The following is a 23844-nucleotide window of genomic DNA, read 5'->3' on the forward strand; positions in this document are numbered from 1 at the left end:
ATGATTGAAACCCTAACCTTTTACCCGGCGCTGCTCATAGGCAGCGCCTTTATTTTGGGCCTACTTATAGGTAGCTTCTTAAACGTCGTAATCCTGCGTCTCCCCGTTATGATGGAGCGGGAATATAAGCGGGACTTCTATAGTTACTTTGATAAAAAGCCTCCTAGCGAGGAGCAGAAAGAGTTAGAAAAGCCTTTTAATCTGGTACTCCCACACTCTCACTGCCCCAAATGCCATGTTGAGATCAAAGCCTGGCAAAATATCCCCATTGTTAGCTACCTATTTCTTCGCGGCAAGTGCGGTTCCTGTGGTACCTCCATTTCCAAACGTTACCCAATGGTGGAACTGATTACCGGCATTTTGACCGCTATCGTTGTCTGGCAATTGGGCTTCACCTGGCAGGCACTGGCTGGATGCTTTTTTACCTGGGCCTTAGTCGCCTTAACAGGTATCGATTTTGACAAGCAACTGCTCCCAGACAGTATTACTCTGCCGCTACTCTGGGCCGGTTTAATCATCAATATTTGGGGAGTGTTTGCTTCTCTGCAGGACGCAGTAATCGGTGCTATTGCCGGCTACCTATCTCTTTGGCTGGTGTTTCACATCTTTAAGATTGTTACCGGCAAAGAAGGTATGGGGGCTGGTGACTTTAAAATCCTGGCAGCTATCGGAGCTTGGTTTGGCTGGCAGGTGCTACCGATGGTCATCCTACTTTCTGCCGTCGTAGGGGCTATCGCGGGAATTTCCTGGAGCATTGCGGTTGGGCGGGATCGAAACCTACCCATCGCTTTTGGTCCCTATCTGGCTGGTGCCGGCTGGATCGCTATGCTTTGGGGGAGCCACATTATGAGCTGGTACTTCAATATCTCTGGACTTACCGGTTAAGCCGCCAGCTACCTACCCTCCATCTAATTGCATTACTATGACCCCGGCCAGCTATCTGGCCGGGGTTTTTATTTCTAGTGCAACCTATTTATTCTTGGGGAGGGCAGCCATTGTTTACCGTAGGTTTAACCGGCGGGATCGGTAGCGGAAAGTCAGCAGCCGCTGGGTATTTCCGTGGCCTGGGCATTAATGTAGTAGATGCAGACTGGGCGGCAAGAGTTGTGGTACAACCTGGAAAGCCCGCTCTGGAACAGATAGCCCGACACTTTGGGGCCGATGTCTTACTGGAAAGTGGCGAATTAAACCGGAGCAAATTGCGCACACTGATATTTGACGACCCAAGCGAACGGCAATGGCTGGAAAGTCTATTACACCCACTGATTAGAGAAGAAATAACTTCCTCACTGAACGCAAGTCAGGGGCCCTACGCAATATTGGAATCCCCCCTCCTGATTGAGTCAGGCCAATATGAGCTCGTTAACAGGATTTGTGTAGTCGATCTACCCGAGGCTTTGCAGCTTGAGCGCGCCAGCGCGCGTGATAACAGCCAGCAGGAACAGATTCGCAAAATCATGACGGCCCAACTGACAAGGGAGCAAAGACTAGAGAAGGCGGATGATGTACTGGATAACGCTAGTGACTTAGCCTCACTCAAAGCTCAAATAGAGCAGCTCCACCGGGAATACTTACGGATTGCTCGGCCGGAACAATCGAGCTAAGGAGCCTCTGAATAACTCCGTAATGCCTCTGCGGGCCTTGAAGGTTGCAGATGTTAGGCGCAGCTCGCCGCGAATGGCCGTAGCCCTTTGCAAGAGCTGCAACGCAGCAGCTGTGGCCTTCAGGGCCCGCCCTTCGGGGCTTGCAGAGCGATTCACACTCCGCGTTGCGACCTCTTGAAAGGTCTAGACATTCCTGCGAAGCCGCGCCTTGATTGTGAACCGCTCTGCATGCCAGAGGTATCACGGAGTTATTCAGAGGCTCTCTAAGTTAATTAGAGTACAATTCCGATTCAGATCACTTTAGAGCCCAAGCTAACTTATGCCTAAATCCAGCGTAACGCCGACACTCAACTGCCCTACCTGCAAAAAGCCCATTGAGTGGAGCGATAAGTTTCCCTTCAAACCTTTTTGTAGCGAACGTTGCAAGCTGATTGATCTCGGCGAATGGGCTAGTGAAGGACACAAGATTCCCGGGGAGTCAGTGTATGACGATGTGCTGAGTGATGATCTGGACCCGAACAAGCCCCGCCATTAAGGCCATCCAACCCACTTGAACAGCTGCCTGCAAGCAGCTGTTCAAGAAGAAGCTTAGGAGGAACTCCCTTTTACCGCTTCAATAATTGCTTGATTGGCATCGGGGAAGTGGAAGTTATCCAGCTCCCCAGCAGACACCCACTTGATTTCCTGCTGCTCTCGTCCATGGGCCTCACCCGTGAACTGCGTTACCAGCCAAGTATCCAGCAGCACAGTTTTTTCAGGGTAATCGTGACGAATTTCCACCAGCGGCTGCAACTCCTGTACTTCAATGGCCACCTCTTCAAGTAGCTCCCTATAGAGCGCCTCCTGCACAGACTCACCAGCTTCCACCTTGCCACCGGGAAATTCCCAGCGCCCCCCCATATGCAAATGGTCGGGACGGCGGGCAATCAGGATCTTGCCATCCCCTCGGGTTACTACACCGACAGCAACATGGACAACCTTACTCACTCTACTACCTCAAGTCCGATATTCTGCGTTGATGGTGACATACCCGTGAGAGAAGTCACAGGTCCAGATGTGCTCACTGCTGGCACCGCGACCCAGCTCTATACGGATAGTAAATTCAGGTTTTGAAAATACCTGCTCTCCAGCCTGCTCTTGATATCCAGATGCGCGCCCACCGGCACTTACTACCTGTACATCATCGAGGAAAATCTCCACCTTATCGGTGTCTAATTCGCCTTGGATAGCATTGCCGATCGCCATAACCAGCCGCCCCCAGTTGGGGTCTGAGGCATAAAGTGCAGTTTTCACCAGCGGAGAATCACCGACTTCAAAAGCTACCGTCAAGGCCTCTTCACTGCTGAGCGCGCCATCCACTTGTACGGTAACAAACTTGGTCGCCCCCTCACCGTCCCTGACAATGGCCTGGGCCAGCTCTATATGTATTTCCGAAATTGCTCTATACAACTCCAGGTAGCCAGTGCTCTCAGAGCTGCTGATCATCTCCCCCCGCGCACCTGTGGCCATCAAAACACAAGCATCATTCGTCGAGGTATCTCCGTCTACGCTAATTCGATTAAATGAGGCCGCGACAACTTCGCGCACCATTTGATCTAGCAGGGACTGCGTCACACCGGCATCAGTGGCGACATAGGCGAGCATGGTAGCCATATTCGGCTGGATCATGCCGGAACCTTTGGCAATACCGACAACGGCAATCTCTTCACCATTAATCATTAACTTGCGGCTCACAATCTTTGGCCGGGTGTCCGTAGTCATAATGGACTCGGCCGCCAACTCCCATCCGGCGGGATCAAGCTGTCCAGCAGACCCCGGAATAGCAGCGAGTAACCTCTCCATCGGTAAGTGCTCACCAATGACGCCAGTACTAAAAGGCAATACTTGTTCAGCAGAAATCTTCAGTGCATCTGCCACCGCCTCACATGTAGCCCGGGCATCCGCCAGCCCCCTTACCCCAGTAGCGGCATTGGCATTGCCGGCATTAACGACCAGGGCTCGCACTTCTCCTTTGGCGATATACTCTTTGGCAACCGTTACTGGAGCCGCACAAAAAGTATTCTGGGTAAAAGTGGCTGCAACTGAAGTTCCTTCAGCAAGCTCAACCAACAAAAGGTCATTGCGTTCCCAGTCTTTGATCCTGGCGGGTACACTGGCGAGTCGAACCCCTTCGACAACGGGTATGGATAATTCAGGCATAAGAATAACGACTTTGGGCTATCACAGCGCAGGCAAACCTAGATCCCGGTCCACCCAAACGGATTAGCGGAAATAAATGAGCGGTCGACATTATCAAAGCCGAACCTCAGTAAGGCAAGCCAAAAATAAACTTATCTGCGGAATAGGAATCCTTTTCCGCAGATAATTCTTTTACCGGTTAAAAAAATACCCCGCTAAGCGGGGCACTTTCTGAATTCAAGCAGTAGAGAATTAGCTCTGAGTAGAGGAAGCCAGCTTGCCGTGACACTGCTTGTATTTTTTCCCTGAACCACAGGGGCAGGGATCATTGCGCCCGACTTTAGGACCGCGACGCTCCGGTGCCGGGGTAGCCGGCTGCTGCTCCCTGGGCTCACTTTCTGGAAGCGCCGAAGCTTGAGCGTGTTGCAGCTCAAGCTGCTGCCTGCGCTGCTCTTCCAGGCGACGCTGCTCCATCTCTTCCGCTTGCTCACGAGTCATCGGCTCTACGTGGGCAAGAATACGCACCACTTCATGCTTGAGGTTCTCCAGCATGCTCTGGAACAGGTGGAAAGACTCGCGCTTGAATTCCTGCTTAGGGTTTTTGTTGGCGTAAGCTCGCAATCCAATACCCGCACGCAGGTGGTCCATACTGGAAAGGTGCTCTTTCCACAACTGATCCAATACTTGCAGCATAATCTGACGCTCGATAGTCGGCATCAGATTGGTATCACCAGAAGACTCACCAATGCGGGAAACTTTTGCAGCATAGGCTTCCTGCGCGGCAACAGTAATCTTTTTCCGCAGGCTCTCTTCATGCAGAGTGCGATCTTCATCCAGCCACTGCTGAACCGGCAACTGGATACCCAATTCGCCAGAGAGCTGCTGCTCCAGGGCTGGAATATCCCATTGCTCTTCCACGCTCTGGGGGGGGATAGAACCGGAGACAATGCCATCAACTACATCTTCACGAATGGCAGAGATCGTATCACTGATAACCTCAGCTTCCAGCAGCTCATTTCGCTGGCCGTAAATCACCTGGCGCTGGTCATTGGCCACGTCATCGTATTCCAACAACTGTTTGCGAATATCAAAATTGCGGCCTTCAACACGGCGCTGGGCTTTTTCGATAGCGTTGGAAACCATGCGGTGCTCAATCGCCTCACCGCGCTCCATACCCAGCATCTGCATAAAATTCTTCACCCGGTCAGAGGCGAAGATGCGCATAAGGTTATCTTCCAGAGATAAGTAGAAACGAGTAACACCCGGGTCACCCTGACGACCTGCACGACCTCGCAGCTGATTATCAATACGGCGGGACTCATGGCGCTCAGTACCGATAATATGCAGACCGCCCGCAGCGATTACCTGCTCGTGACGCTTCTTCCAATCTTCCTTGACTTGTGCGAGCTCCGCTTCAGTCAGTTCGCGATCTTTTTCCTGACCCAAGGCCGCCGCCTCAGCTTCCCAGTTACCACCGAGAACAATGTCGGTACCGCGACCAGCCATATTGGTAGCAATAGTCACTGCACCCGGGCGACCCGCCTGGGCGATAATCTGCGCTTCGCGCTCGTGGTATTTCGCGTTGAGAACCTGGTGCTTAATGCCCGCCTTTTGCAACTTGCGGGACATTTCTTCAGAGGTTTCGATAGAAGCGGTACCTACAAGGATTGGAGCCTGCTTTTCGCGACAGTGCTTCACATCCTCAATAATCGCTTCCATCTTCTCTTCCTGGCTTAGGTAAACCAGGTCATTGAGATCTTCACGTTGAATTTGCTTATTGGTGGGGATCACCACCACGTCCAGACCATAAATTTGCTGGAATTCAAACGCTTCTGTATCCGCTGTACCGGTCATTCCCGCAAGTTTGGGATAGAAGCGGAACAGGTTCTGGAATGTTGTAGAAGCGAGAGTCTGGCTCTCACTCTGAATCTGCACACTCTCTTTTGCTTCCAGCGCCTGGTGCAGGCCTTCGGAGAGACGGCGACCCGGCATGGTCCGACCTGTGTGCTCATCAATTAACACCACCTGGCCGTTCTGCACGATGTAATCCACATCGCGGTTAAACAGCACATGCGCGCGCAGGGCGGCGTGCACGTGGTGCAACAGGCCCAGGTTCCCAGGGGCGTAAAGGGACTGATCTTCCTTCATCAACCCACTGCGCGACAGCAGGTCTTCGATCAACAAGTGGCCCTGCTCCGTCAGCTCAACCTGGCGAGTCTTTTCATCAACGGTGTAGTGCCCCTCCCCACCTTCTTCGGCACGCTCCAGCTGGGGAACCAACTTATTCATTGCCATATAAAGGTGAGAAGAGTCTTCAGCGGCTCCAGAAATAATCAACGGAGTACGCGCCTCATCGATCAGGATGGAATCCACCTCATCGACAATAGCGAAGTTCTGAGGGCGCTGAGTACGGTCCTCTTTGCGCAACACCATGTTGTCACGCAGGTAATCAAAACCGAATTCGTTATTAGTACCGTAAGTAATGTCAGCCTCATAGGCCGCTTTCTTTTCTTCCGGTGGCTGCTGGGAAACAATAACTCCCACTGTCATACCCAGGAATTCATACACTGGGCGCATCCAATTGGCATCCCGCGAAGCGAGGTAATCGTTCACCGTAACAATATGAACGCCCTTACCTTCAAGTGCATTCAGATAGGCCGGCAGGGTTGCAACCAGGGTTTTACCTTCACCGGTACGCATTTCTGCAATACGTCCTTCATGCAGGGTCATCCCGCCGATCAGCTGAACATCGAAGTGGCGCATGCCCATGGCCCGACGACCCGCTTCACGCACTGCAGCAAACGCCTCAGGCAGAATTTGATCGAGCTTTTCCCCGTCAGCGAGTCGCTGCCTAAACTCATCCGTTTTAGCCCGCAGGCCTGCATCGTCAAGCTTCTGGAAATCCTCTTCCAAAGCGTTGATCTTTCCCACGACGCGTCGCATGCGCTTCAGCTCGCGGTCATTTTTTGAACCAAAGACCGATTTAATCAGTTTGCCAATCATTATCTAGAAACCACTTATCTTATTTGCGCTGTCGGCGCTAATATCGGGCAGATCGATGCACCGACGCTCCTTTATGCGAGGGGTGCAAGTAAACAGGAAGGCGCAAGCGCTGGCAACTCTTATGCCAAGCTACCAACAATTACGCGTAAAGGAAGGATAGTTCTTATCTGCCTGTGCGGCGGATATAGCTAGCTGGATCAACCGTGCGGTTGTTCTTATATATCTCAAAGTGAACATGGGGCCCGGTAGAACGGCCACTGGAACCCATCAGGGCAATAGTCTGCCCCCTCTTGACCACGTCACCCAATCCCACTTTCAGCTCACTATTGTGCCCATAGCGGGTTGAATAACCATTGCCGTGATTAATTTCTACCAACTGACCATAACCATGGCGCTCATCAGCCCAAGTGACAACACCTGCGGCTACTGAAACAACATCGGAGCCCATCTTGCCAGCAAAATCCACCCCCTTGTGCCAGGTCCTACGGCCAGTGAATGGATCGGTGCGATAACCATAACGGGAAGACATCCACCCCTTGCTGATCGGACGGCCTGCCAAAAACTGCTCATCCTCAAGTTTGAGGTTCGCCATCAGGGATTCGAGAGTGTTCAGCTGCATTTGGCGATCTTCAATCTGATGAGAGAGATCTCCAATAACATCCAGGAATTCCGGTGGCTGATACGGCAACTCTGATGCACCTGCGATTCCGGGGTCTTCCGGCCCACCGATAGCAGGTGCACTGCCAAACTCAAACTCTCCTTCATCGAGATTGGCAACAGAGGTTAAACGCTCACCCAGTGCATCAAGGCGAGTTAAACGCGCCTGCAACTCTGCAAGCTTAACGGTAAGAGCTGCCAGCTGCTCCCGCGCCTCTCTATCTGCTTCAGCAATTTCTTCCTGCTGTTTGCGCAGTGCGCGGCTCCAGGCCTTGGCCGTTCGGGAATCAAATAGGTCAGTTTTAGTAACCGGTAAATTCGCCCCCAGCAGAAATGCACCCACAGGGAGGCTCAGCAAGCACAACCCCAACAGGGCTTTGCTCAAACTACCAAAATTAAAGCTGCGAGTCGCACCGCGCTCATTAACCAGGATTACTTTCATAGGAACTGTGAGGAGTTCGACATTTTTAATTTTCGTTAGTCCCCAGCTCACAAGCCGAGGTGCCAAACCGATAAGGATACCAAAAATCTATAGGCTTTCTCTGTGAAACAATCATACAAAAAAGCCGGCACTATAATGCCGGCTTCTTGCGAAAGTATCAAACTGCCAAAATAGGCTTAATATAGGAGATCGGTGCTTCTTCCTGCTCACCTTCAAAGGTGACCATTTCCCAAGCATCCTCCTGAGCCATCAGGTTGCGAAGGGATTTATTGTTCAGCGCATGGCCAGACTTAAAGGCCTTGAACTCCCCAATCAGGCTGGTCCCCAGAAGATAGAGATCGCCAATCGCATCCAGAATTTTATGTTTCACAAATTCGTCTTCGTAACGCAACCCGCCTTCATTCAGAATACGGTATTGGTCAATCACAATTGCGTTATCAACGGAACCGCCCTGAACTAGGCCCTTGGAGCGCAAGTACTCGATCTCGTGCATAAAGCCAAAGGTACGGGCGCGACTCACTTCCTTCACAAAGGAGGTGCTGGAGAAATCCACGGATGAACTCAGGTTACGCCCCTGGAAAACCGGGTGGTCAAAGTCGATTGTGAAAGATACTTTAAAGCCATTAAAAGGCAGGAAGCTGGCAACCTTATCGCCATCCTCTACAGTTACTGGCTTCTTGATTCGCAGGAACTTCTTCGGAGCTGCTTGCTCTTGGATGCCTGCAGATTGAATTAGAAATACAAATGGGCCGGCACTGCCATCCATAATGGGCACTTCTTGCGCGGATAACTCGACAACCGCGTTATCAATGCCAAGGCCCGCCATTGCCGAGAGCAGGTGCTCTACCGTAGCAATGCGAACATCACCCTTTTCCAGGGTGGTTGAAAGGAGAGTGTCGCCGACATTTTCCGCACGAGCCTCGATTTCAACTACCGGGTCCAAATCGGTTCTACGGAACACGATACCGGTGTCTACGGGCGCTGGTTTAAGGGTAAGTACAACTTTCTTGCCAGTATGCAGACCTACGCCAGTGGCGCGAATAGCATTCTTAAGCGTGCGCTGTTTGATCATGAAACTATCTTTTCCCCGTCGGTGGACTACGCCCCTAAGGCGCAGCAAGCCATCGATACTAGCACAATTGCGACGCCAATACCAATTCTGGGCGAGTGGTCACCACAACTGTGCACCACCTACCTATATGAGGATAGATCAAGCAAAGATTGCAGCGCCAACGCATGTCGCTATGACAGCATTCTAAGATCCTAAGCTCCGCAAGCGCTGTTAATAATTGTTAATTATTTTAGATAGTTATTGCGACTCACCAGTTCTGATCAAAATCTACACAAACGGGGCAAGGGCCCACCCATTCGACAAGGTAGACCCGAGCAAAAGCCGCACCGCAGCGGCAATACCCAGCTGGAGCCGGGCAGACATGAGCGGTGTTCTGCCTCTGCGGTACCGTTTCCTAGTCTGCCTGACGGCGCAGGAAGGCTGGAATATCCAGGTACTCCATATCCGCATCAGCGGGATTCAGGGCAGGAGCCGGGCGCTTGGGGCGCTCCGCTTCAGCACGAGGGCGCGGATCAATGGCCTCGCGGCTTGCCAGTCCCGCAGAGCTGTGGCCAGCGTGAGCGCTGTGATTATCGCGAACCTCACGGGTTTCACGAACAGGCTCGCGAGGCTCTGGGCGGCGAGTATTATCCACCACCTTCGCCGGACGCGCTGCAGGAGTACCCTCGCCAAGACCTGCGGCCACAACGGTAACCCGCATCTCATCACCGAGCTTATCATCTACCGCTGTACCGATAACCACAGTAGCTTCATCGGAGGCGATTTCCTGGACAATCTCACCTACTTCAGAGTACTCACCCAGGGTCAGTTCCTGACAGCCCGCCTCTTCGCTACCTGTGATGATATTCACCAGGATACCGCGAGCACCTGCCAGGTTGACGTTATCCAGTAGCGGGCTTCGCACGGCTTTCTCAGCCGCTTCACGCGCACGGTTTTCACCGACGGCAGAACCGGACCCCATCATCGCCATGCCCATTTCAGACATTACGGTGCGCACATCGGCGAAGTCCACGTTCATGATGCCCGGGCGAATCATCAGGTCGGCAATGCCTTGTACAGCACCCAGTAAAACGTTATCTGCCTCTTTGTAAGCAGATTTCATTGTGATCTTGCTACCGAGTACTTCCAGCAAACGATCGTTGGGGATAGTAATCAGAGAATCAACTTTATCGCGCAGCTCGAGGATACCCTCTTCAGCTACAACTGTGCGTTTGCGCCCTTCGATCTTAAATGGGCGAGTAACTACCGCAACGGTAAGGATGCCCAGTTCTTTTGCAATCTCAGCGACAATCGGCGCACCACCGGTACCGGTACCACCGCCCATACCGGCAGTGATGAATACCATATCCGCACCGGTTAATACCTCAGCAATGCGATCGCGATCTTCAAGTGCGGACTGTCGGCCAATATCCGGGTTTGCCCCTGCGCCCAAACCGCGTGTAATTGTGTTACCCAGTTGCAGGATAGTGCGGGCCTCAACATCTTTGAGGGCCTGTGCATCTGTATTTGCACAGATAAAATCTACACCCTCAACATCATTGGCGATCATATGCTTAACAGCATTACCACCACCGCCGCCGACACCAATCACCTTGATGACAGGCTTATCCTGTACGCTATCAACTAGCTCGAACATTGCTGTTCCCCTTTCTTGCTCATGTCGAATTTTACAGCCATGCCTAAAAAAAATCCTTCACCGGATGGCTAAATCTGGTTGCACTCTATTACAAATTTCCGCGAAACCAGTGCTTTACCTTGTCCCACCACTGATTATCGTTGCGGACAGGCTGTATTTTGCCCTCTCGAGCCTCTTCCTGCTGCATCGCATACATCAATAATCCAACTCCAGTGGAATAAATTGGGTTGCTGACGATATCCGTCAAACCTGCAATACCCTGAGGCACTGCTAGGCGAACCGGCATATGAAAAATTTCCTCAGCCAGTTCAACCGCGCCCTCCATTTTTGAAGAGCCGCCGGTAAGTACTACACCCGCCGCACACAAATCTTCGAAGCCGCTGCGACGTAACTCCGCCTGTACTAATGTAAACAATTCGTCGTAGCGCGGCTCAACGACCTCGGCCAATGCCTGTCGGGATAAATCCCTGGGCGCGCGATCACCAACGCTCGGTACCTTAATGGTCTCACCTTCGCGAGCGAGTTTTGCCAACGCGCACGCATATTTGATTTTCAAGTCTTCTGCGTGCGGTGTCGGTGTGCGCAAAGCCATGGCAATATCATTGGTAACCTGGTCTCCAGCAATCGGTATCACACCGGTATGCCGAATAGATCCACCAGTAAACACAGCAATATCGGTAGTTCCCCCACCAATATCTACCATGCATACTCCCAACTCTTTTTCATCTTCGGTCAGGACTGCGTAACTTGAAGCCAATTGTTCAAGAATGACATCTTCTACTTCCAGACCACATCGACGAATACACTTTTCAATATTCTGTGCAGCATTCACTGCACCGCTGACCAAATGGACCTTTGCTTCGAGGCGAACACCAGACATTCCGAGAGGTTCTTTTACCCCTTCCTGATTATCAATCAGGTATTCCTGCGGAAGCGTGTGCAAAATCTTCTGGTCCGCAGGAATAGCGACAGCCCTGGCAGCATCAATAACACGATCGAGATCCTGCTGGGTAACCTCTCGATCCTTAATCGCAACTATACCGTGAGAGTTCAAGCTGCGAATGTGACTTCCCGCAATCCCTGCGTACACAGAGTGAATTTCACAACCCGCCATCAACTCAGCTTCTTCCACAGCGCGCTGTATAGATTGCACGGTTGATTCAATATTAACCACTACGCCCTTTTTCATTCCAGTGGAACGATGAGAGCCGATACCGACAATATTAAGTTCCCCATCACCGGAAGCTTCACCGACAATAGCGACTACTTTAGAGGTGCCTATATCCAGTCCAACAATCATGCGCTGATCGGATACCTGTGTCATTTTCGTGCCAACCTCGCTGAGCTGCATTCTGTTTCAGGTTCTGCTATCGGACCAGAACACAGCATTCGCTTTTAAACTTTTATCTATAAAACAGCCACCCGGGCTGCCTCGATGTTTACTTTTCTTCGTCTTTCCACTGAACCGCTACCGCATTGCTGTAGCGCGTATCGACGCTGACAACTTTTTGCAAGTGCGGCGCCAGTACACCCCGACTCAAATACAGAAAACGGTGTACCCGCTCCAATAAAGCATCATGGCCAAGTTTTAATTCAATTCCCGACACTAACTCCAGATGCCAACCGCTTAGGTCGTCAAATGACAACCGTTTAACCTCCATATCCCGCGTGGTCAGTAACCCCGCAAGCGCGCGGTATTGCAGCATAATCCGCTCTACCAATTCTTCATCCCCGGCAAGCTCGGGCAGGGACTGAACCCCCATATGTGACGGACGCGGCAGCAGATCCCCACTCGCTACCAACAATTTATCTTTACCCCAGGTGGCGAGAGGTTGCGCTTCAGTGATATCAACCTCAACACCCTTCGGCCAACGCCTGCTCACCGAGGCGGAAGTAATCCAGGGGTTAGACAGTAATGTCTGCTGCATCGCCTGAATGTCCGCTGAAAAAAAGCCCGCTTTCAAGTGAGGAAGAAGCACCTCTCTTAACTCTTCTTCAGTTACCGCATTAAAAGCCCCGCGTACTTCAACTTGCTCTAGAGCATCAACATTACTCAACTCAACCGATGGCACCCATCGCCATAACCAAACTGCACCATAGAGCAAAGCACTAAAGCCTGCGAACATCACCAATAAAAAAAAACACCGCTTCCAGTTCAGACGAAGCTTCTCGGGATCATCGGTTCCAAGAGGGCTCGCTCCGCGAGCTGTCTTTTTTTTTCTCCCGGCTGATTTCGTTCCAGCTCCTTTCACTAGCTACTTAGCCCTCGCCGCTGCGCTCGCCCAAGCGCCAATCAGCCAACCTTTGCGAAAGTGCTCCGACGTTGCCAGCTCCCTGGGTCAGGACAATATCACCTGGCTCCAACAGATCAGCTAATACCGGGGGAACCTGATCGATAGTTTCCATAAAAATCGGATCTACCTGTCCCCTGTTGCGTAAACTTCGCGCAAGCGTTCTGCCATCGGCACCGGCAATTGGCGCTTCACCCGCACTGTATACATCCAGCAAAATCAACTTATCCACTTCAGAGAGGACCTGAACAAAGTCTTCAAACAAGTCCCGTGTACGGGTATAACGGTGGGGCTGATAAATCATTACCAAGCGACGATCCGGCCAGCCATCTCGAACTGTCTTTACGGTAGCGGCTACCTCACGTGGGTGGTGACCGTAGTCATCTACCAACATCACCTTATCGGCTTCGGTATCATCGCTAACGGCATAATCACCGTAGATCTGGAATCGACGACCAACGCCCTGGAAGCCTATTAGACCTTGGCGAATTGCTTCATCACTAACGCCTTCATCACTAGCTACAGCAATTGCTGCAGTCGCATTGAGAACATTGTGAATACCCGGTGTATTCACAGAAACCTGCAATAGATCACCCTTGGGTCTCTGTACCGTGAAATGGCTGCGCAGAGGTTCTTGCTTTACTTCAACGATGCGGTAGTCATTACCCTCATCAAATCCATAGGTCAGAACCGGGCGGGAAAACTTGGGGATGACTTCCTGAACATTGGCATCATCCCCGCAAACTACCGCCAGACCGTAAAATGGCAGGTTGTGTACAAAATCAATAAAGATCTGTTTCACCTTTTCGAAGTCGCCACCATAAGTTTCCATATGGTCCGCATCGATATTGGTAATCACCGTCACCATCGGCTGTAAGTGAATAAAAGACGCATCGCTCTCATCAGCTTCAGCCACTAGATAGCGACTTTCGCCCAAGGCAGCATTGGCACCGGCAGCGTTGACCAGGCCACCGATAACAAAGGTCGGATCTTTTTTGTCTGCTGCAAAGATTGAGGCGATTAAGCTGGTCGTGGTGGTCTTTCCGTGGGTTCCCGCCACAGCAATGCCATAGCGATAGCGCATCAGTTCACCGAGCATTTCGGCACGGCGTACAATAGGGATTCTCTTTTCTCTCGCTTCAATCAGCTCCGGGTTATCGCCATGTACGGCAGAGGAGTTAACAACAACATCAACGCCGCGAACATTTTCCTCGCTGTGTCCGATTTGGACCTTAACCCCTAATTTGCGCAATCTATCAGTAACCGCTGATTCACGCAGGTCAGAACCTGAGACTTCGTAGCCCTGGTTCTGCAATACCTCTGCAATGCCGCTCATACCGGCACCACCGATCCCAATAAAGTGGATACGGCGAATACGACGCATGGCCGGTACCGCATAACTTTTATCTTCGTTTGTCCGCACTGAAGACATCACTTTAACCTTCGTCCACTTATTCTGTGTTACCTGGCCGAGGCCAGCTCTTCTCTGCAAGCGTTAACCACTTGCTCAGTCGCATCAGTTTTTGCCGCGCGCCGCGCGGAGGTCGCCATTTGCAATAGTTTCTGACGATCTTCTAACAGGCTTTGTAACAAGCCGGATAACTTCTGCTCGTCCATTTCCCGCTGCTGCATAACAATCGCTCCGCCAGCATTTTGCAACCACTCGCCATTACGCGTTTGATGATCATCAATTGCAAAGGGGAAAGGCACCATGATTGCACCGACTCCCGCAGCTGAAATTTCAGAAACAGTCAAAGCCCCGGAACGGCAAATAATCAGGTCCGCAGAGCGGTAGGCCTCAGCCATATCCGCAATAAAAGGGACCACCTCAGCTTCTACTGCCGCCTCTTTATAGGCGTCTTTGGCAGCCTGAAGGTGGCGCTCTCCAGCCTGGTGGACCACTACCGGGCGCAGGGAGGGTTTCAGCAATGCGATTGCCTTAGGAACCAGTTCATTAATTGCTACAGCACCGAGACTACCGCCCAATACCAAAAGGCGCAGAGACGACTGGCTGCCAATTCGTGTTTCTGGCTCAGGCAATTCTGCAATTTCTTTGCGCACTGGATTACCCACCTGCCTGGCACCGGGTAACCCACTGGGAAATGCTTCAAGCACCTGGCTGGAAATCCGCGCTAACAAGCGGTTTGTCGTTCCGGCAACAGCATTTTGCTCGTGAATAATCAACGGTATCCCCCCGAGACGGGCTGCAACGCCCCCTGGGCCGGTCGCAAAGCCGCCAAAGCCGAGTACTGCATCAGGTCGTACTTGCTTAACAACGGTCCTGGCCTGAGCAATTGCCCGCAAAATTTGCAACGGGGCTTTGAGTAAGGCCAACTTTCCCTTCCCCCGAATACCCTCCACTTTAATGCAGTGCAAAGGAATATTTGCTGCAGGTATTAATCGGGATTCAATCCCGCGGGCAGTGCCTAACCACTCGACAACAGCTCCCTGCTCTTGCAACGCTTTAGCCACAGCCAACGCTGGGAACACATGACCGCCGGTACCACCGGCCATCAGCAAAAACTTCTTTCCAGAAAAACGCTTATTTACTTCAGGCATCAAACCGTTTCTCCGTTGCTGCCCTTCACACTGGACTTGGGTGAATGGAATATTGGCAGCTGACGCAAAAGCTCTAGCCCCCCGCTTCCGTTTTCAGCAGGCTCTTTTAGTTCAGCCCGAATCCGCATCGCCAAGCCGAGTAATGCACAACATACAATCAGGCTGCTGCCACCAGAGCTGACAAATGGCAGCGTTAGCCCTTTAGTCGGCAACAAGCCTGAAGCAACGCCCATATTCACGAAAGCTTGTCCAGCCAATAGCACTGCCATACCAAAAGCTAGAAGTGCAGCGAAAAATTTCTCCTGCACCAGGGCCTCCTTTACCAGGCGGAGCAGTGAGTAAGTGAGAACAACAAAAAGCCCTACCAGCACTACGCCACCCAACATTCCCCATTCCTCTGCCAGAATGGCGAAAATAAAATCCGTATGGGCCTCAGGCAGGTAAAACAGCTTCTGCACACTATTGCCCAAACCAACTCCAAACCACTCTCCGCGACCAAATGCAATCAGGGACTGGGTAAGTTGGTAGCCACTGGCAAACTGATCCCCCCAAGGATCCAGAAACGTCAGCAATCGCTGTAAGCGATAGGGGCTCATCAGTGCCATTATCGCCAGTCCACTCGCAGCCGCAGCTACCAATAAAAAAGTATGGGGAAGACGCGCTCCCGCCAAAAAAACCATTGCCAACACGGTGCCTGAAATTACAACCACCGAACCGAAGTCCGGCTGTAAAAGCAGTAACAGAGCAACCGTTGCGAGAATCACCACTGGCACCATAAAGCTGGTCCAATGGCGTAGTTGCTTATTTCGACGTGTTAAAAAACTGGCAAAAAAAACTAGCAGACAGAACTTAGCCACTTCCGCGGGTTGCACAGTTATGCCTGCAAATACCAGCCAACGCCGGCTACCGTTCACCTCCCGTCCAATCCCCGGCACAAGCACTGCAATCAATAACAGGCAAGCAAACAGTAATAATGGCCAGGACAGTCGCGACCAAATTGACAGGGGAATCTGACTAACGACAAATCCAGCTAATCCGCCAACCATCAAAAAAGCCAAATGACGCCTGAGGAAATACCAGGGGTCACCATAAATATCCGTAGCAAAGGCGATAGATGCTGAAGCAACCATCACCACACCAATGCTAGCCAGAACCAGAACACTGAGTAGCAGCAGCCCATCCTGCCATTCACTACCTTGAGCCTTGATTACCTGGGCACTCACTGGAAGTCACCAGCGGTATCGCATAATTCCAGAACGGCCCGGCGAAAATCATCACCGCGGGCTTCAAAGTTCTGATACATATCAAAGCTGGCACATGCCGGTGATAACAATACATAGTCACCGCCATTGGCTAATTGTCTAGCCTCAGCGACGGCCTCTGCCATTGTGCTAGCCCTGCGAATCTCGCACAGACCATCAAAGACACCTGCTATTTTGTCTCCATCTACACCAATACAAACCAGGGCCCGGAGTGCTCTTGAACTTTTTCGTAAGGGAGCAAAGTCAGCACCCTTGCCATCCCCTCCAGCAATAAGCACTATTTTTCTGCTTGCCGTAGCCAAGCCATCCAATGCCGCCTGGGTTGCTCCTACATTGGTGCCTTTTGAATCGTTAACATAAACAACATCTTCAAAATCAGCCACGCGCTCACAGCGATGTTTCAACCCGCGAAAGCTGCGTAAAATTTTTAACATCGCCTCTGTGGGCAGGCCCAGTGCATAGCCCATTGCCAGGGCTGCCAAACCATTGGCAATATTATGCTTACCCACCATAGCCAAATCGGCCACAGGCATTAAAACTTCTGTGCCTCGAGCCAACCAGTTCTGCCCCTCTTGCAAGCGCAGGCCAAACTGATTGAGATCCGGCTGATCAAGCCCAAAACTCCACTCCCGTCTCTCTCGGGAAAGAGGCCCCTGGGATAAGGGGTCCGCGCGATTTATCACGAACTGATCCGCTCCGCGATAAATGCGCTGCTTGGCCCGGTGGTACTCCACCATACTGGGGTAGCGGTCCATATGGTCCGCACTCATGTTTAAAATGGTGGCTACGGTAGGTGCCAGCGAGTAGGTGGTTTCCAATTGAAAACTGGAAAGCTCCAAAACAAAGATGTCCGGCAGAGGTTTCTCAAGTAAATCCAGCACCGGCACACCGATATTGCCACCCACACCAACTGTCAGCCCTGCCTCTTCAACCATCTCCCCCAGGAGTGTGGTCACTGTACTCTTTCCGTTGGAGCCTGTGATCGCGGCGAGCTTTGCTGTCGATTGCATCCGAGTCAGGGCCTGGGCAAATAACTCAATATCCCCAACCACAGGAATCTCATCCGCAATCGCCTGCTGCAATACGGGTTCAGCAAGCGCAACTCCCGGGCTGGCAATAATCAAGCTCGCAGCGAGTATTGTCCCCGGGCGCAGTGGACCTGTTTCCACCGCAACCTCAGGGAACTCCTGACGGAAAGCTTCGAGCCCCGGCGGGTTATCGCGACTGTCTGCCACGACCGGCGTATGGCCGTGACGCAGCAGGTAGCGCACCACCGACTTTCCGGTAGCGCCAAGACCTATTACCACTTTCTGCTGTGAAGAAGTCGCGATCAGGCTCATTTATCTATTTATCGAATTTTCAGTGTTGCCAAACCAGCCAAGACCAGAATGACGGTAATAATCCAAAAGCGCACAATGACTCGAGGCTCCGGCCACCCTTTTAACTCAAAGTGGTGGTGCAGAGGCGCCATGCGAAAAATTCTCTTCCCCGTTAATTTAAAGGATGCCACCTGCAAAATTACGGAAACCGTTTCCATCACAAACACACCGCCCATGATGAACAGAATAATTTCATGACGGGTAATTACCGCAATAATTCCCAGCGCCGCCCCCAGTGCCAGAGCGCCCACGTCCCCCATAAACACCTGGGCCGGATAAGTGTTAAACCATAAGAACCCAAGTCCGGCACCACCGAGGGCAGCGCAGAACACCGCCAACTCCCCAGCTCCTGGAATTGCGGGAATATGCAGGTAGTCAGCAAATTCCATATGGCCGGATAAATAAGCAATCACCCCAAGTGCTCCACCCACCATCACAGTAGGCATAATCGCCAAGCCATCGAGGCCATCAGTCAGGTTAACCGCGTTACTGGAGCCAACAACGACAAAGTAGGTCAGCAATATAAAAGATATCGGTCCCAGGTTTATCGCAACATCTTTAAAAAAGGGAACAAAAAACTGGGTCTCTGCCGGGCTTGAAGCACTCATATACAGATAAATAGCTGCACCCAACCCGGCAACGGATTGCCAGAAATATTTCCAGCGAGCAATAAGGCCACGGGGGTTTTTATAAACGACTTTTTTATAGTCATCCACGAAGCCCACAGCACCGAAAACAAAGGTAACTAATAAAGTAACCCACACGTAACGATTGCTGAGGTCAGACCAGAGTAGGGCTGAGGCAAAAATTGAGGCGAGAATCAAGGTGCCGCCCATAGTCGGGGTGCCAGATTTACTCAAATGGCTTTGTGGACCATCATCGCGAACAGCCTGCCCCACCTGTAAATGGTTCAACCAGTGAATCATGCGCGGACCCACAAGTAGTGAAATACCCAGAGCCGTCAACGCAGCAAGAATTGCGCGCACTGTCAGGTAGTTAAATACCGAAAATCCGCTGACATGTTGTTGTAATAGCTCCGCTAGCCAAAGCAGCATTACTTCTCCCCTCTGCTATTGCCAAGCAGTGCCTGCGCTACCAATTCCATACGGGCGCTGCGTGATCCTTTAACCAAAACTGTGGTTTGTTCATCCAATTGTTGAGTGAGAGCAGTAACCAGGGGTTCTCTCTCGCGATAATTGCGCAGCGACTCTTGCCTCCCCGCAGAAAAGGCCATGCTGGCGGCAGTACCCAGCGGCCCCAATGTAAACAGCGCATCCAAGCCCCGCTCTCGTGCCAAAGCTCCAACGCTTCTATGCATTTCCTCCGCGTCCGGCCCCAACTCGGCCATATCCCCCAGCACCAGAATTTTTTTACCTGAACGCTGTGACAGCAATTCAATGGCCGCACCGACTGAACCCGGGTTCGCGTTGTAACTGTCATCAATAACGGTTGCACCGGCTATACCTGCCTGCTCCTGCAAGCGCCCAGCAACCCCAGTCACCGTGTTAAGTCCGCTGATAATTTCCACCGCAGGTATTCCCGCAGCAAAAGCACATCCAGCAGCAACCAGAGCGTTGTGAACGTTATGTTCACCAAGCAATTTCAGGCTAACAGGGTGGGCAACGCCTTCAATTACCAAGTCAAATGAAGGGCAACCGTTAGGATTCAATACAATATTATCCGCATGGATAGCACACTCATTAGATAAGCCAATACCCAGAGTCTTTACCCCTTCGGGCATATTCTCCAACCAGTAATTCGCATAGCCATCATCGGTATTGATCACCGCCGTCGCCGATACATCCAAACGGGTATAAATTTGGCCCTTGGCTTTTGCGATAGCATCAACAGAGCCAAAGCCCTCGACATGCGCTGGCATTACGTTATTTACCGCCGTCACCTGCGGCTTGCCGATACTACACAGGTAGCCAATATCGTCAGGGCCGTTAGCTCCCATTTCGAGAATCAACACATCGTGCTGCACTGTCAGCCCAAACAAAGTCATAGGCAAACCGAACTGGTTGTTCAGGTTTCCCTCAGTTACACAGGGTGTATGGCTCTGGGAAAAAATTGCAGACAGCATCTCCTTAACGGTGGTTTTTCCGCAGGACCCTGTGATCGCCACAACCGGACCGTCAAACTGCTCACGGCACAGTAAGCCAATTTGTCCCAATGCGACCGTCGTATCTTCAACGCGCCACTGCGGTAAACTGCAACTGGGCACTTCACGATCGACGACCAACCCCAATACCTGGCCATCCAGCTCACCGACAAAGTCGTGAGCATCAAAATTTTCGCCAACCAGAGCAACAAATAAAGATTTGGGGTCCAGCTTGCGGGTATCCGTACAAACCAGTTCAAACTCCACAGAGCCATTGATTAACTCACCGCCAAAACGGCTTTGCAGTTGCTGCAACGTAAGGGAATTAATCACCTTGGCTCTCCTTGCCTTCACTTGACTGGCCCGATTCATCCACGCGGGCTTTAAGAGCTGCAGCAGCTTGCTCACGATCGCAGAAGTGAATTTTTTCACTGCCGATAATTTGGTAATTCTCGTGCCCTTTACCGGCGATCAATACAATATCCCCCGGTTGTGCTGCAGATACCGCCTGAGATATCGCTGTCGCGCGATCAATTTCAACTTCGATATTACTGGCAGCCCCTTCGAGAATATCGTCGATAATTTTTTGCGGTTCCTCGCTACGCGGATTATCGCTAGTCACAATGGCACGGTCCGCCATCTCGGAGGCTATACGCCCCATCGCCGCGCGCTTACCCGTATCCCGGTCACCGCCACAACCAAAAACACACCACAAATTACCGCGACAGTAAGGGCGCGCTGCTGCTAAAGCCGCGCGAAGAGCATCTGGTGTATGGGCATAATCCACCAATACACCCACATCATCGGAACCCTCAACCAGGACACGCTCCATACGCCCCGGCACCGCTTTGATAGTGGGGAAAGCGGCAATAATATCTTCAAAAGGCATGCCCTCTGCCGCTGCAGCAGCTACGACAGCCAGAGCATTGTGAATATTGAAATCGCCGATTAAGGGTGCGTGCAGCTCACCGCTGCCCCAGGGAGAATTAAGTTTTACAGAAAAACCGCGCTCATGGCGACGCAGGTCAGCAACATATAAATCGCCCGCCTGCAGCCCATAAGTAATAACGCGCAGGCCACGCAATTTGCAGCGCTCTGCCAACTGGGCGCCAAACGGATCATCCAGGTTGATGACTCCTCGCTTCAATTTTGGCAGTCCGAAAAGCTTCTCTTTGGCTGCGCCGTAAGCGGCCATATTGCCGTGATAATCCAAATGATCTCGGCTCAAATTGGTAAAAATTGCCGTATCAAAAATCAGCCCATGCACACGTCCCTGAGAAAGGGAATGTGAAGAAACTTCCATTGCGGCAGCGGCAACGCCACTATCGCGATAATTTGCAAAGTCCGCTTGTAAACTCACCGGGTCAGGCGTTGTTAAACCCGTTTCCTGCAATTCGATTTGGTTATCTTTCCAGACACCATTGCCGATGGTGCCTATCAATGCTGCACTGCCAAAGTGGCGAGCCAGTAATTGGGAAGTCAAATAGGCGCAAGTGGTTTTACCGTTAGTGCCAGTCACTCCAACCAAGTGCATTTCACCACTGGGATTACCGTGGAAGCGCGCGGCAATTTCCCCTACCCGCTTTGCCAGACCGGGAACACTGACCACCTGGATATCACCACGGCTTTTACATTCCAACTTGTCGCCGTCGGCAAGCACTACCGCAGCACCTGCAGTAATTGCCGCATCGATATATTCCCGACCATCGACCACAGAACCGCGCAAGGCCATAAATGCATCGCCCGCTTTTATCTTGCGACTATCCAGGGCAATACCAGTGACAGAAATATCGGGAATACCGGCGTATCCCGGCACTAATTCTTTGATAGAAACAGAATGTTGTTCGCGCTGACTCACGATTTTGAACCCCTCTCGCTTAACTGCGCGGCCAATTGCCCTTCCGCCGATTCAATTTTTTCCGGCGGAACCTGCAACAGGCGCATAGCACCAGTCATCACCGCACCGAATACCGGTGCAGCAACTTCACCACCGTAATATTTGGCGTGACTGGGATCATCAATAACAACTACCGCGGCAAGGCGCGGATTATCAGCGGGGATAAAGCCCGCAAATACTGAGCGATAACGATTATCCGCATAGCCACTACTGCCAACTTTGTGCACAGTACCGGTCTTGCCGGCGACACGATAACCTTCTACAGCGGCAAGGCGTCCGGTACCCTTAGCACCAATCACCGTCTCCAACATCGCAGTAACCTGCCCAGCCAAGGACTGCTCAGTAACCTGCTCAGGCTCGCCCGGAACTTTGTCACCGGATAAAACCAGGGAAACAGGACGCTTAACCCCTTCATTCGCCAGTACGCTGTAGGCTTGTGCCAGTTGCACAGCGTTAACTGTTAAACCGTAGCCGAAGGCGAAATTAGCCCGCTCGATTGGGTGCCAGCGGCTGCGACTGGGCAAGATCCCCTGTGCTTCACCGGGGAAGCCACTGCCCACTGCCTCGCCCAGACCCAAGCGATAAAAGAGTCCCCGCAGAGAATTTGGTTCCAAATCGAGAGCAATTTTTGTAATTCCCACCTGGCTCGACTTGGTAATAATCTTGGTGAGGTCTATTTTTCCGTAATTAACCGGGTCCACCAGGGTTTTTCCCGGCACGCGAATATATCCAGGGCTGGTGTTTATTTCTGTTCTTGGGGTGTAGCGCCCGGTTTCCAAAGCCGCCAATACCGTTAAGGGTTTCACTGTAGAACCCGGCTCAAACTGGTCGATCAGCGCACGGTTGCGCATAGCCGCCGATTTAACCCCTTTGCGATCATTGGGATTAAATGAAGGCTGGTTGGCCATGGCCAACACATCGCCACTGTGAGTATCGAGAATCACCATAAAGCCGGAAGCGGCGCCGTTTTCCGACACCGCCCGCTTTAATTCCCGGTAAGCCAAATATTGCAGGCGCATATCGATAGACAAACGCAGATCCCTGCCCGGTTGTGCTTCCTGACGAATTGCCAAATCCCTTACCGTGCGCCCTTTCAGATCTTTAATTACCTGACGTGATCCCGGCTGTCCGGACAGCCAATCGTCGTAGGCCAATTCCATTCCTTCCTGGCCGCGATCATCGATGTTGGTAAAACCGAGAAGTTGGGCTACGACCTCCCCAGCAGGATAGAAGCGCCGATACTCTTTTTTACTGAAAACACCTGTAATACCCAGGTCCAGCACTTTCTCAGCCTCTTCTGGAGATAGGTGCCGGCGCAGGTACATAAATTCTTTGTTTCGGTATTTCTTCAGGCGAGAGCCCAGTTTGGAAGACGGTAAATCCAGCGCGCGAGCCAGGCGCACTAAATTCGCATCGCTTATTTCACTCAACAGCTTGGGATTGGCCCACAGGCTGTGTACCGGTGTACTGACAGCGAGAAGCTCACCGTTTCGATCGACTATTGAGCCCCGATAGGCAGCAATCTCTTCGGTGCGCAAGGTGCGGGCCCGGCCCTGGTCTTGCAGGAAACGATATCCACGCTCAGCAGCAGGCACTACCTGCAGTTTGGCCAAGTGGAACACAAGGGTAAGAGCGAGCAGGCACAGCAGGACCGCCACCAGCGCAAAGCGCCAGCGGGCTATACCCGGCTGAATATCCTTTTTTTTGACTGCGCCCATGTTTTCCCAGTTGGCGTTATCTATTTATTTTGCATCCCGGCTGAG

19 protein-coding genes are annotated in these 23844 nt (G+C 51.9%); 3 read left to right on the plus strand and 16 right to left on the minus strand.

The features are described from left to right. The 3 genes from ACG1BZ_RS17895 to yacG all read left to right on the plus strand — a co-directional run bounded on the left by ACG1BZ_RS17895 (window position 1) and on the right by yacG (window position 2139). Window positions 1-885, plus strand: coding sequence for a prepilin peptidase (locus ACG1BZ_RS17895; RefSeq protein WP_413663002.1), 885 nt, complete (start codon window positions 1-3; stop codon window positions 883-885). A 110-nt stretch (window positions 886-995) separates the two neighbouring features. Next, on the plus strand, window positions 996-1604 hold the full coding sequence (coaE, locus tag ACG1BZ_RS17900) for a dephospho-CoA kinase (RefSeq protein ID WP_413663003.1): 609 nt from the start codon (window positions 996-998) through the stop codon (window positions 1602-1604). A gap of 319 nt (window positions 1605-1923) precedes the next feature. Next, the gene (gene yacG / locus ACG1BZ_RS17905) at window positions 1924-2139 is read left to right on the plus strand and encodes a DNA gyrase inhibitor YacG (protein WP_108734183.1); all 216 of its coding nucleotides are present in this window, start codon (window positions 1924-1926) and stop codon (window positions 2137-2139) included. Window positions 2140-2192: 53 nt separating this feature from the next. Here yacG and mutT read toward each other — a convergent pair whose 3' ends face one another. The 16 genes from mutT to ACG1BZ_RS17985 form a co-directional block, all read right to left on the minus strand. Further along, complete coding sequence (mutT, locus tag ACG1BZ_RS17910) at window positions 2193-2591, minus strand: 8-oxo-dGTP diphosphatase MutT (protein ID WP_413663004.1); 399 nt, start codon at window positions 2589-2591, stop codon at window positions 2193-2195. Between the two features lie 9 nt (window positions 2592-2600). After that, on the minus strand, window positions 2601-3803 hold the full coding sequence (gene argJ, locus ACG1BZ_RS17915) for a bifunctional glutamate N-acetyltransferase/amino-acid acetyltransferase ArgJ (protein WP_413663005.1): 1203 nt from the start codon (window positions 3801-3803) through the stop codon (window positions 2601-2603). Window positions 3804-4034: 231 nt separating this feature from the next. Then, window positions 4035-6785, minus strand: coding sequence for a preprotein translocase subunit SecA (gene secA / locus ACG1BZ_RS17920; RefSeq protein WP_413663006.1), 2751 nt, complete (start codon window positions 6783-6785; stop codon window positions 4035-4037). A gap of 163 nt (window positions 6786-6948) precedes the next feature. Further along, the gene (locus ACG1BZ_RS17925) at window positions 6949-7884 is read right to left on the minus strand and encodes a peptidoglycan DD-metalloendopeptidase family protein (RefSeq protein ID WP_413663007.1); all 936 of its coding nucleotides are present in this window, start codon (window positions 7882-7884) and stop codon (window positions 6949-6951) included. 157 nt (window positions 7885-8041) lie between these two features. Then, window positions 8042-8956, minus strand: coding sequence for a UDP-3-O-acyl-N-acetylglucosamine deacetylase (gene lpxC, locus ACG1BZ_RS17930; RefSeq protein WP_282933860.1), 915 nt, complete (start codon window positions 8954-8956; stop codon window positions 8042-8044). 394 nt (window positions 8957-9350) lie between these two features. Continuing rightward, complete coding sequence (ftsZ, locus tag ACG1BZ_RS17935) at window positions 9351-10592, minus strand: cell division protein FtsZ (protein ID WP_413663008.1); 1242 nt, start codon at window positions 10590-10592, stop codon at window positions 9351-9353. Between the two features lie 88 nt (window positions 10593-10680). Beyond that, a complete protein-coding gene (ftsA, locus tag ACG1BZ_RS17940) occupies window positions 10681-11916 on the minus strand; it encodes a cell division protein FtsA (RefSeq protein WP_282933862.1) in 1236 nt (411 codons plus the stop codon). A 115-nt stretch (window positions 11917-12031) separates the two neighbouring features. Continuing rightward, window positions 12032-12718, minus strand: a complete 687-nt coding sequence (locus ACG1BZ_RS17945) for a cell division protein FtsQ/DivIB (RefSeq protein ID WP_413665884.1) — start codon at window positions 12716-12718, stop codon at window positions 12032-12034. A 133-nt stretch (window positions 12719-12851) separates the two neighbouring features. After that, complete coding sequence (gene murC, locus ACG1BZ_RS17950) at window positions 12852-14315, minus strand: UDP-N-acetylmuramate--L-alanine ligase (protein WP_413663009.1); 1464 nt, start codon at window positions 14313-14315, stop codon at window positions 12852-12854. A 29-nt stretch (window positions 14316-14344) separates the two neighbouring features. Next, window positions 14345-15442, minus strand: a complete 1098-nt coding sequence (murG, locus tag ACG1BZ_RS17955) for an undecaprenyldiphospho-muramoylpentapeptide beta-N-acetylglucosaminyltransferase (protein ID WP_413663010.1) — start codon at window positions 15440-15442, stop codon at window positions 14345-14347. Continuing rightward, window positions 15442-16665 (minus strand): putative lipid II flippase FtsW, encoded by a 1224-nt coding sequence (ftsW, locus tag ACG1BZ_RS17960; protein ID WP_413663011.1) that lies wholly within the window; start codon window positions 16663-16665, stop codon window positions 15442-15444. The genes murG and ftsW overlap by 1 nt, the downstream gene beginning before the upstream one ends. Beyond that, window positions 16662-18044 (minus strand): UDP-N-acetylmuramoyl-L-alanine--D-glutamate ligase, encoded by a 1383-nt coding sequence (gene murD, locus ACG1BZ_RS17965; protein ID WP_413663012.1) that lies wholly within the window; start codon window positions 18042-18044, stop codon window positions 16662-16664. The genes ftsW and murD overlap by 4 nt, the downstream gene beginning before the upstream one ends. Before the next feature lie 8 nt (window positions 18045-18052). Next, window positions 18053-19138: a phospho-N-acetylmuramoyl-pentapeptide-transferase gene (mraY, locus tag ACG1BZ_RS17970; protein WP_413663013.1), complete on the minus strand. Its 1086-nt coding sequence runs from the start codon at window positions 19136-19138 to the stop codon at window positions 18053-18055. Further along, a complete protein-coding gene (locus ACG1BZ_RS17975) occupies window positions 19138-20517 on the minus strand; it encodes a UDP-N-acetylmuramoyl-tripeptide--D-alanyl-D-alanine ligase (protein WP_413663014.1) in 1380 nt (459 codons plus the stop codon). The genes mraY and ACG1BZ_RS17975 overlap by 1 nt, the downstream gene beginning before the upstream one ends. Beyond that, window positions 20510-22042 carry a UDP-N-acetylmuramoyl-L-alanyl-D-glutamate--2,6-diaminopimelate ligase gene (locus ACG1BZ_RS17980; RefSeq protein WP_413663015.1) on the minus strand — a complete coding sequence of 511 codons (1533 nt, stop codon included), beginning with the start codon at window positions 22040-22042 and terminating at the stop codon, window positions 20510-20512. Before ACG1BZ_RS17980 ends, ACG1BZ_RS17975 begins: the two co-directional genes overlap by 8 nt. Continuing rightward, on the minus strand, window positions 22039-23799 hold the full coding sequence (locus ACG1BZ_RS17985) for a peptidoglycan D,D-transpeptidase FtsI family protein (protein ID WP_413663016.1): 1761 nt from the start codon (window positions 23797-23799) through the stop codon (window positions 22039-22041). Before ACG1BZ_RS17985 ends, ACG1BZ_RS17980 begins: the two co-directional genes overlap by 4 nt. Window positions 23800-23844 lie beyond the last annotated feature (45 nt).

This window comes from Microbulbifer sp. CNSA002 (genome assembly GCF_047324085.1).
Lineage (GTDB): Bacteria > Pseudomonadota > Gammaproteobacteria > Pseudomonadales > Cellvibrionaceae > Microbulbifer.

Coding starts and splice junctions, on each gene's coding strand:
- ACG1BZ_RS17945 (WP_413665884.1), bottom strand. CDS start 12,718: ATGTTCGCAGGCTTTAGTGCTTTGCTCTATGGTGCAGTTTGGTTATGG.
- yacG (WP_108734183.1), top strand. CDS start 1,924: ATGCCTAAATCCAGCGTAACGCCGACACTCAACTGCCCTACCTGCAAA.
- lpxC (WP_282933860.1), bottom strand. CDS start 8,956: ATGATCAAACAGCGCACGCTTAAGAATGCTATTCGCGCCACTGGCGTA.
- secA (WP_413663006.1), bottom strand. CDS start 6,785: ATGATTGGCAAACTGATTAAATCGGTCTTTGGTTCAAAAAATGACCGC.
- ftsA (WP_282933862.1), bottom strand. CDS start 11,916: ATGACACAGGTATCCGATCAGCGCATGATTGTTGGACTGGATATAGGC.
- murC (WP_413663009.1), bottom strand. CDS start 14,315: ATGTCTTCAGTGCGGACAAACGAAGATAAAAGTTATGCGGTACCGGCC.
- ACG1BZ_RS17925 (WP_413663007.1), bottom strand. CDS start 7,884: ATGAAAGTAATCCTGGTTAATGAGCGCGGTGCGACTCGCAGCTTTAAT.
- mraY (WP_413663013.1), bottom strand. CDS start 19,138: ATGCTGCTTTGGCTAGCGGAGCTATTACAACAACATGTCAGCGGATTT.
- ftsZ (WP_413663008.1), bottom strand. CDS start 10,592: ATGTTCGAGCTAGTTGATAGCGTACAGGATAAGCCTGTCATCAAGGTG.
- ACG1BZ_RS17985 (WP_413663016.1), bottom strand. CDS start 23,799: ATGGGCGCAGTCAAAAAAAAGGATATTCAGCCGGGTATAGCCCGCTGG.
- murD (WP_413663012.1), bottom strand. CDS start 18,044: ATGAGCCTGATCGCGACTTCTTCACAGCAGAAAGTGGTAATAGGTCTT.
- ACG1BZ_RS17895 (WP_413663002.1), top strand. CDS start 1: ATGATTGAAACCCTAACCTTTTACCCGGCGCTGCTCATAGGCAGCGCC.
- murG (WP_413663010.1), bottom strand. CDS start 15,442: ATGCCTGAAGTAAATAAGCGTTTTTCTGGAAAGAAGTTTTTGCTGATG.
- argJ (WP_413663005.1), bottom strand. CDS start 3,803: ATGCCTGAATTATCCATACCCGTTGTCGAAGGGGTTCGACTCGCCAGT.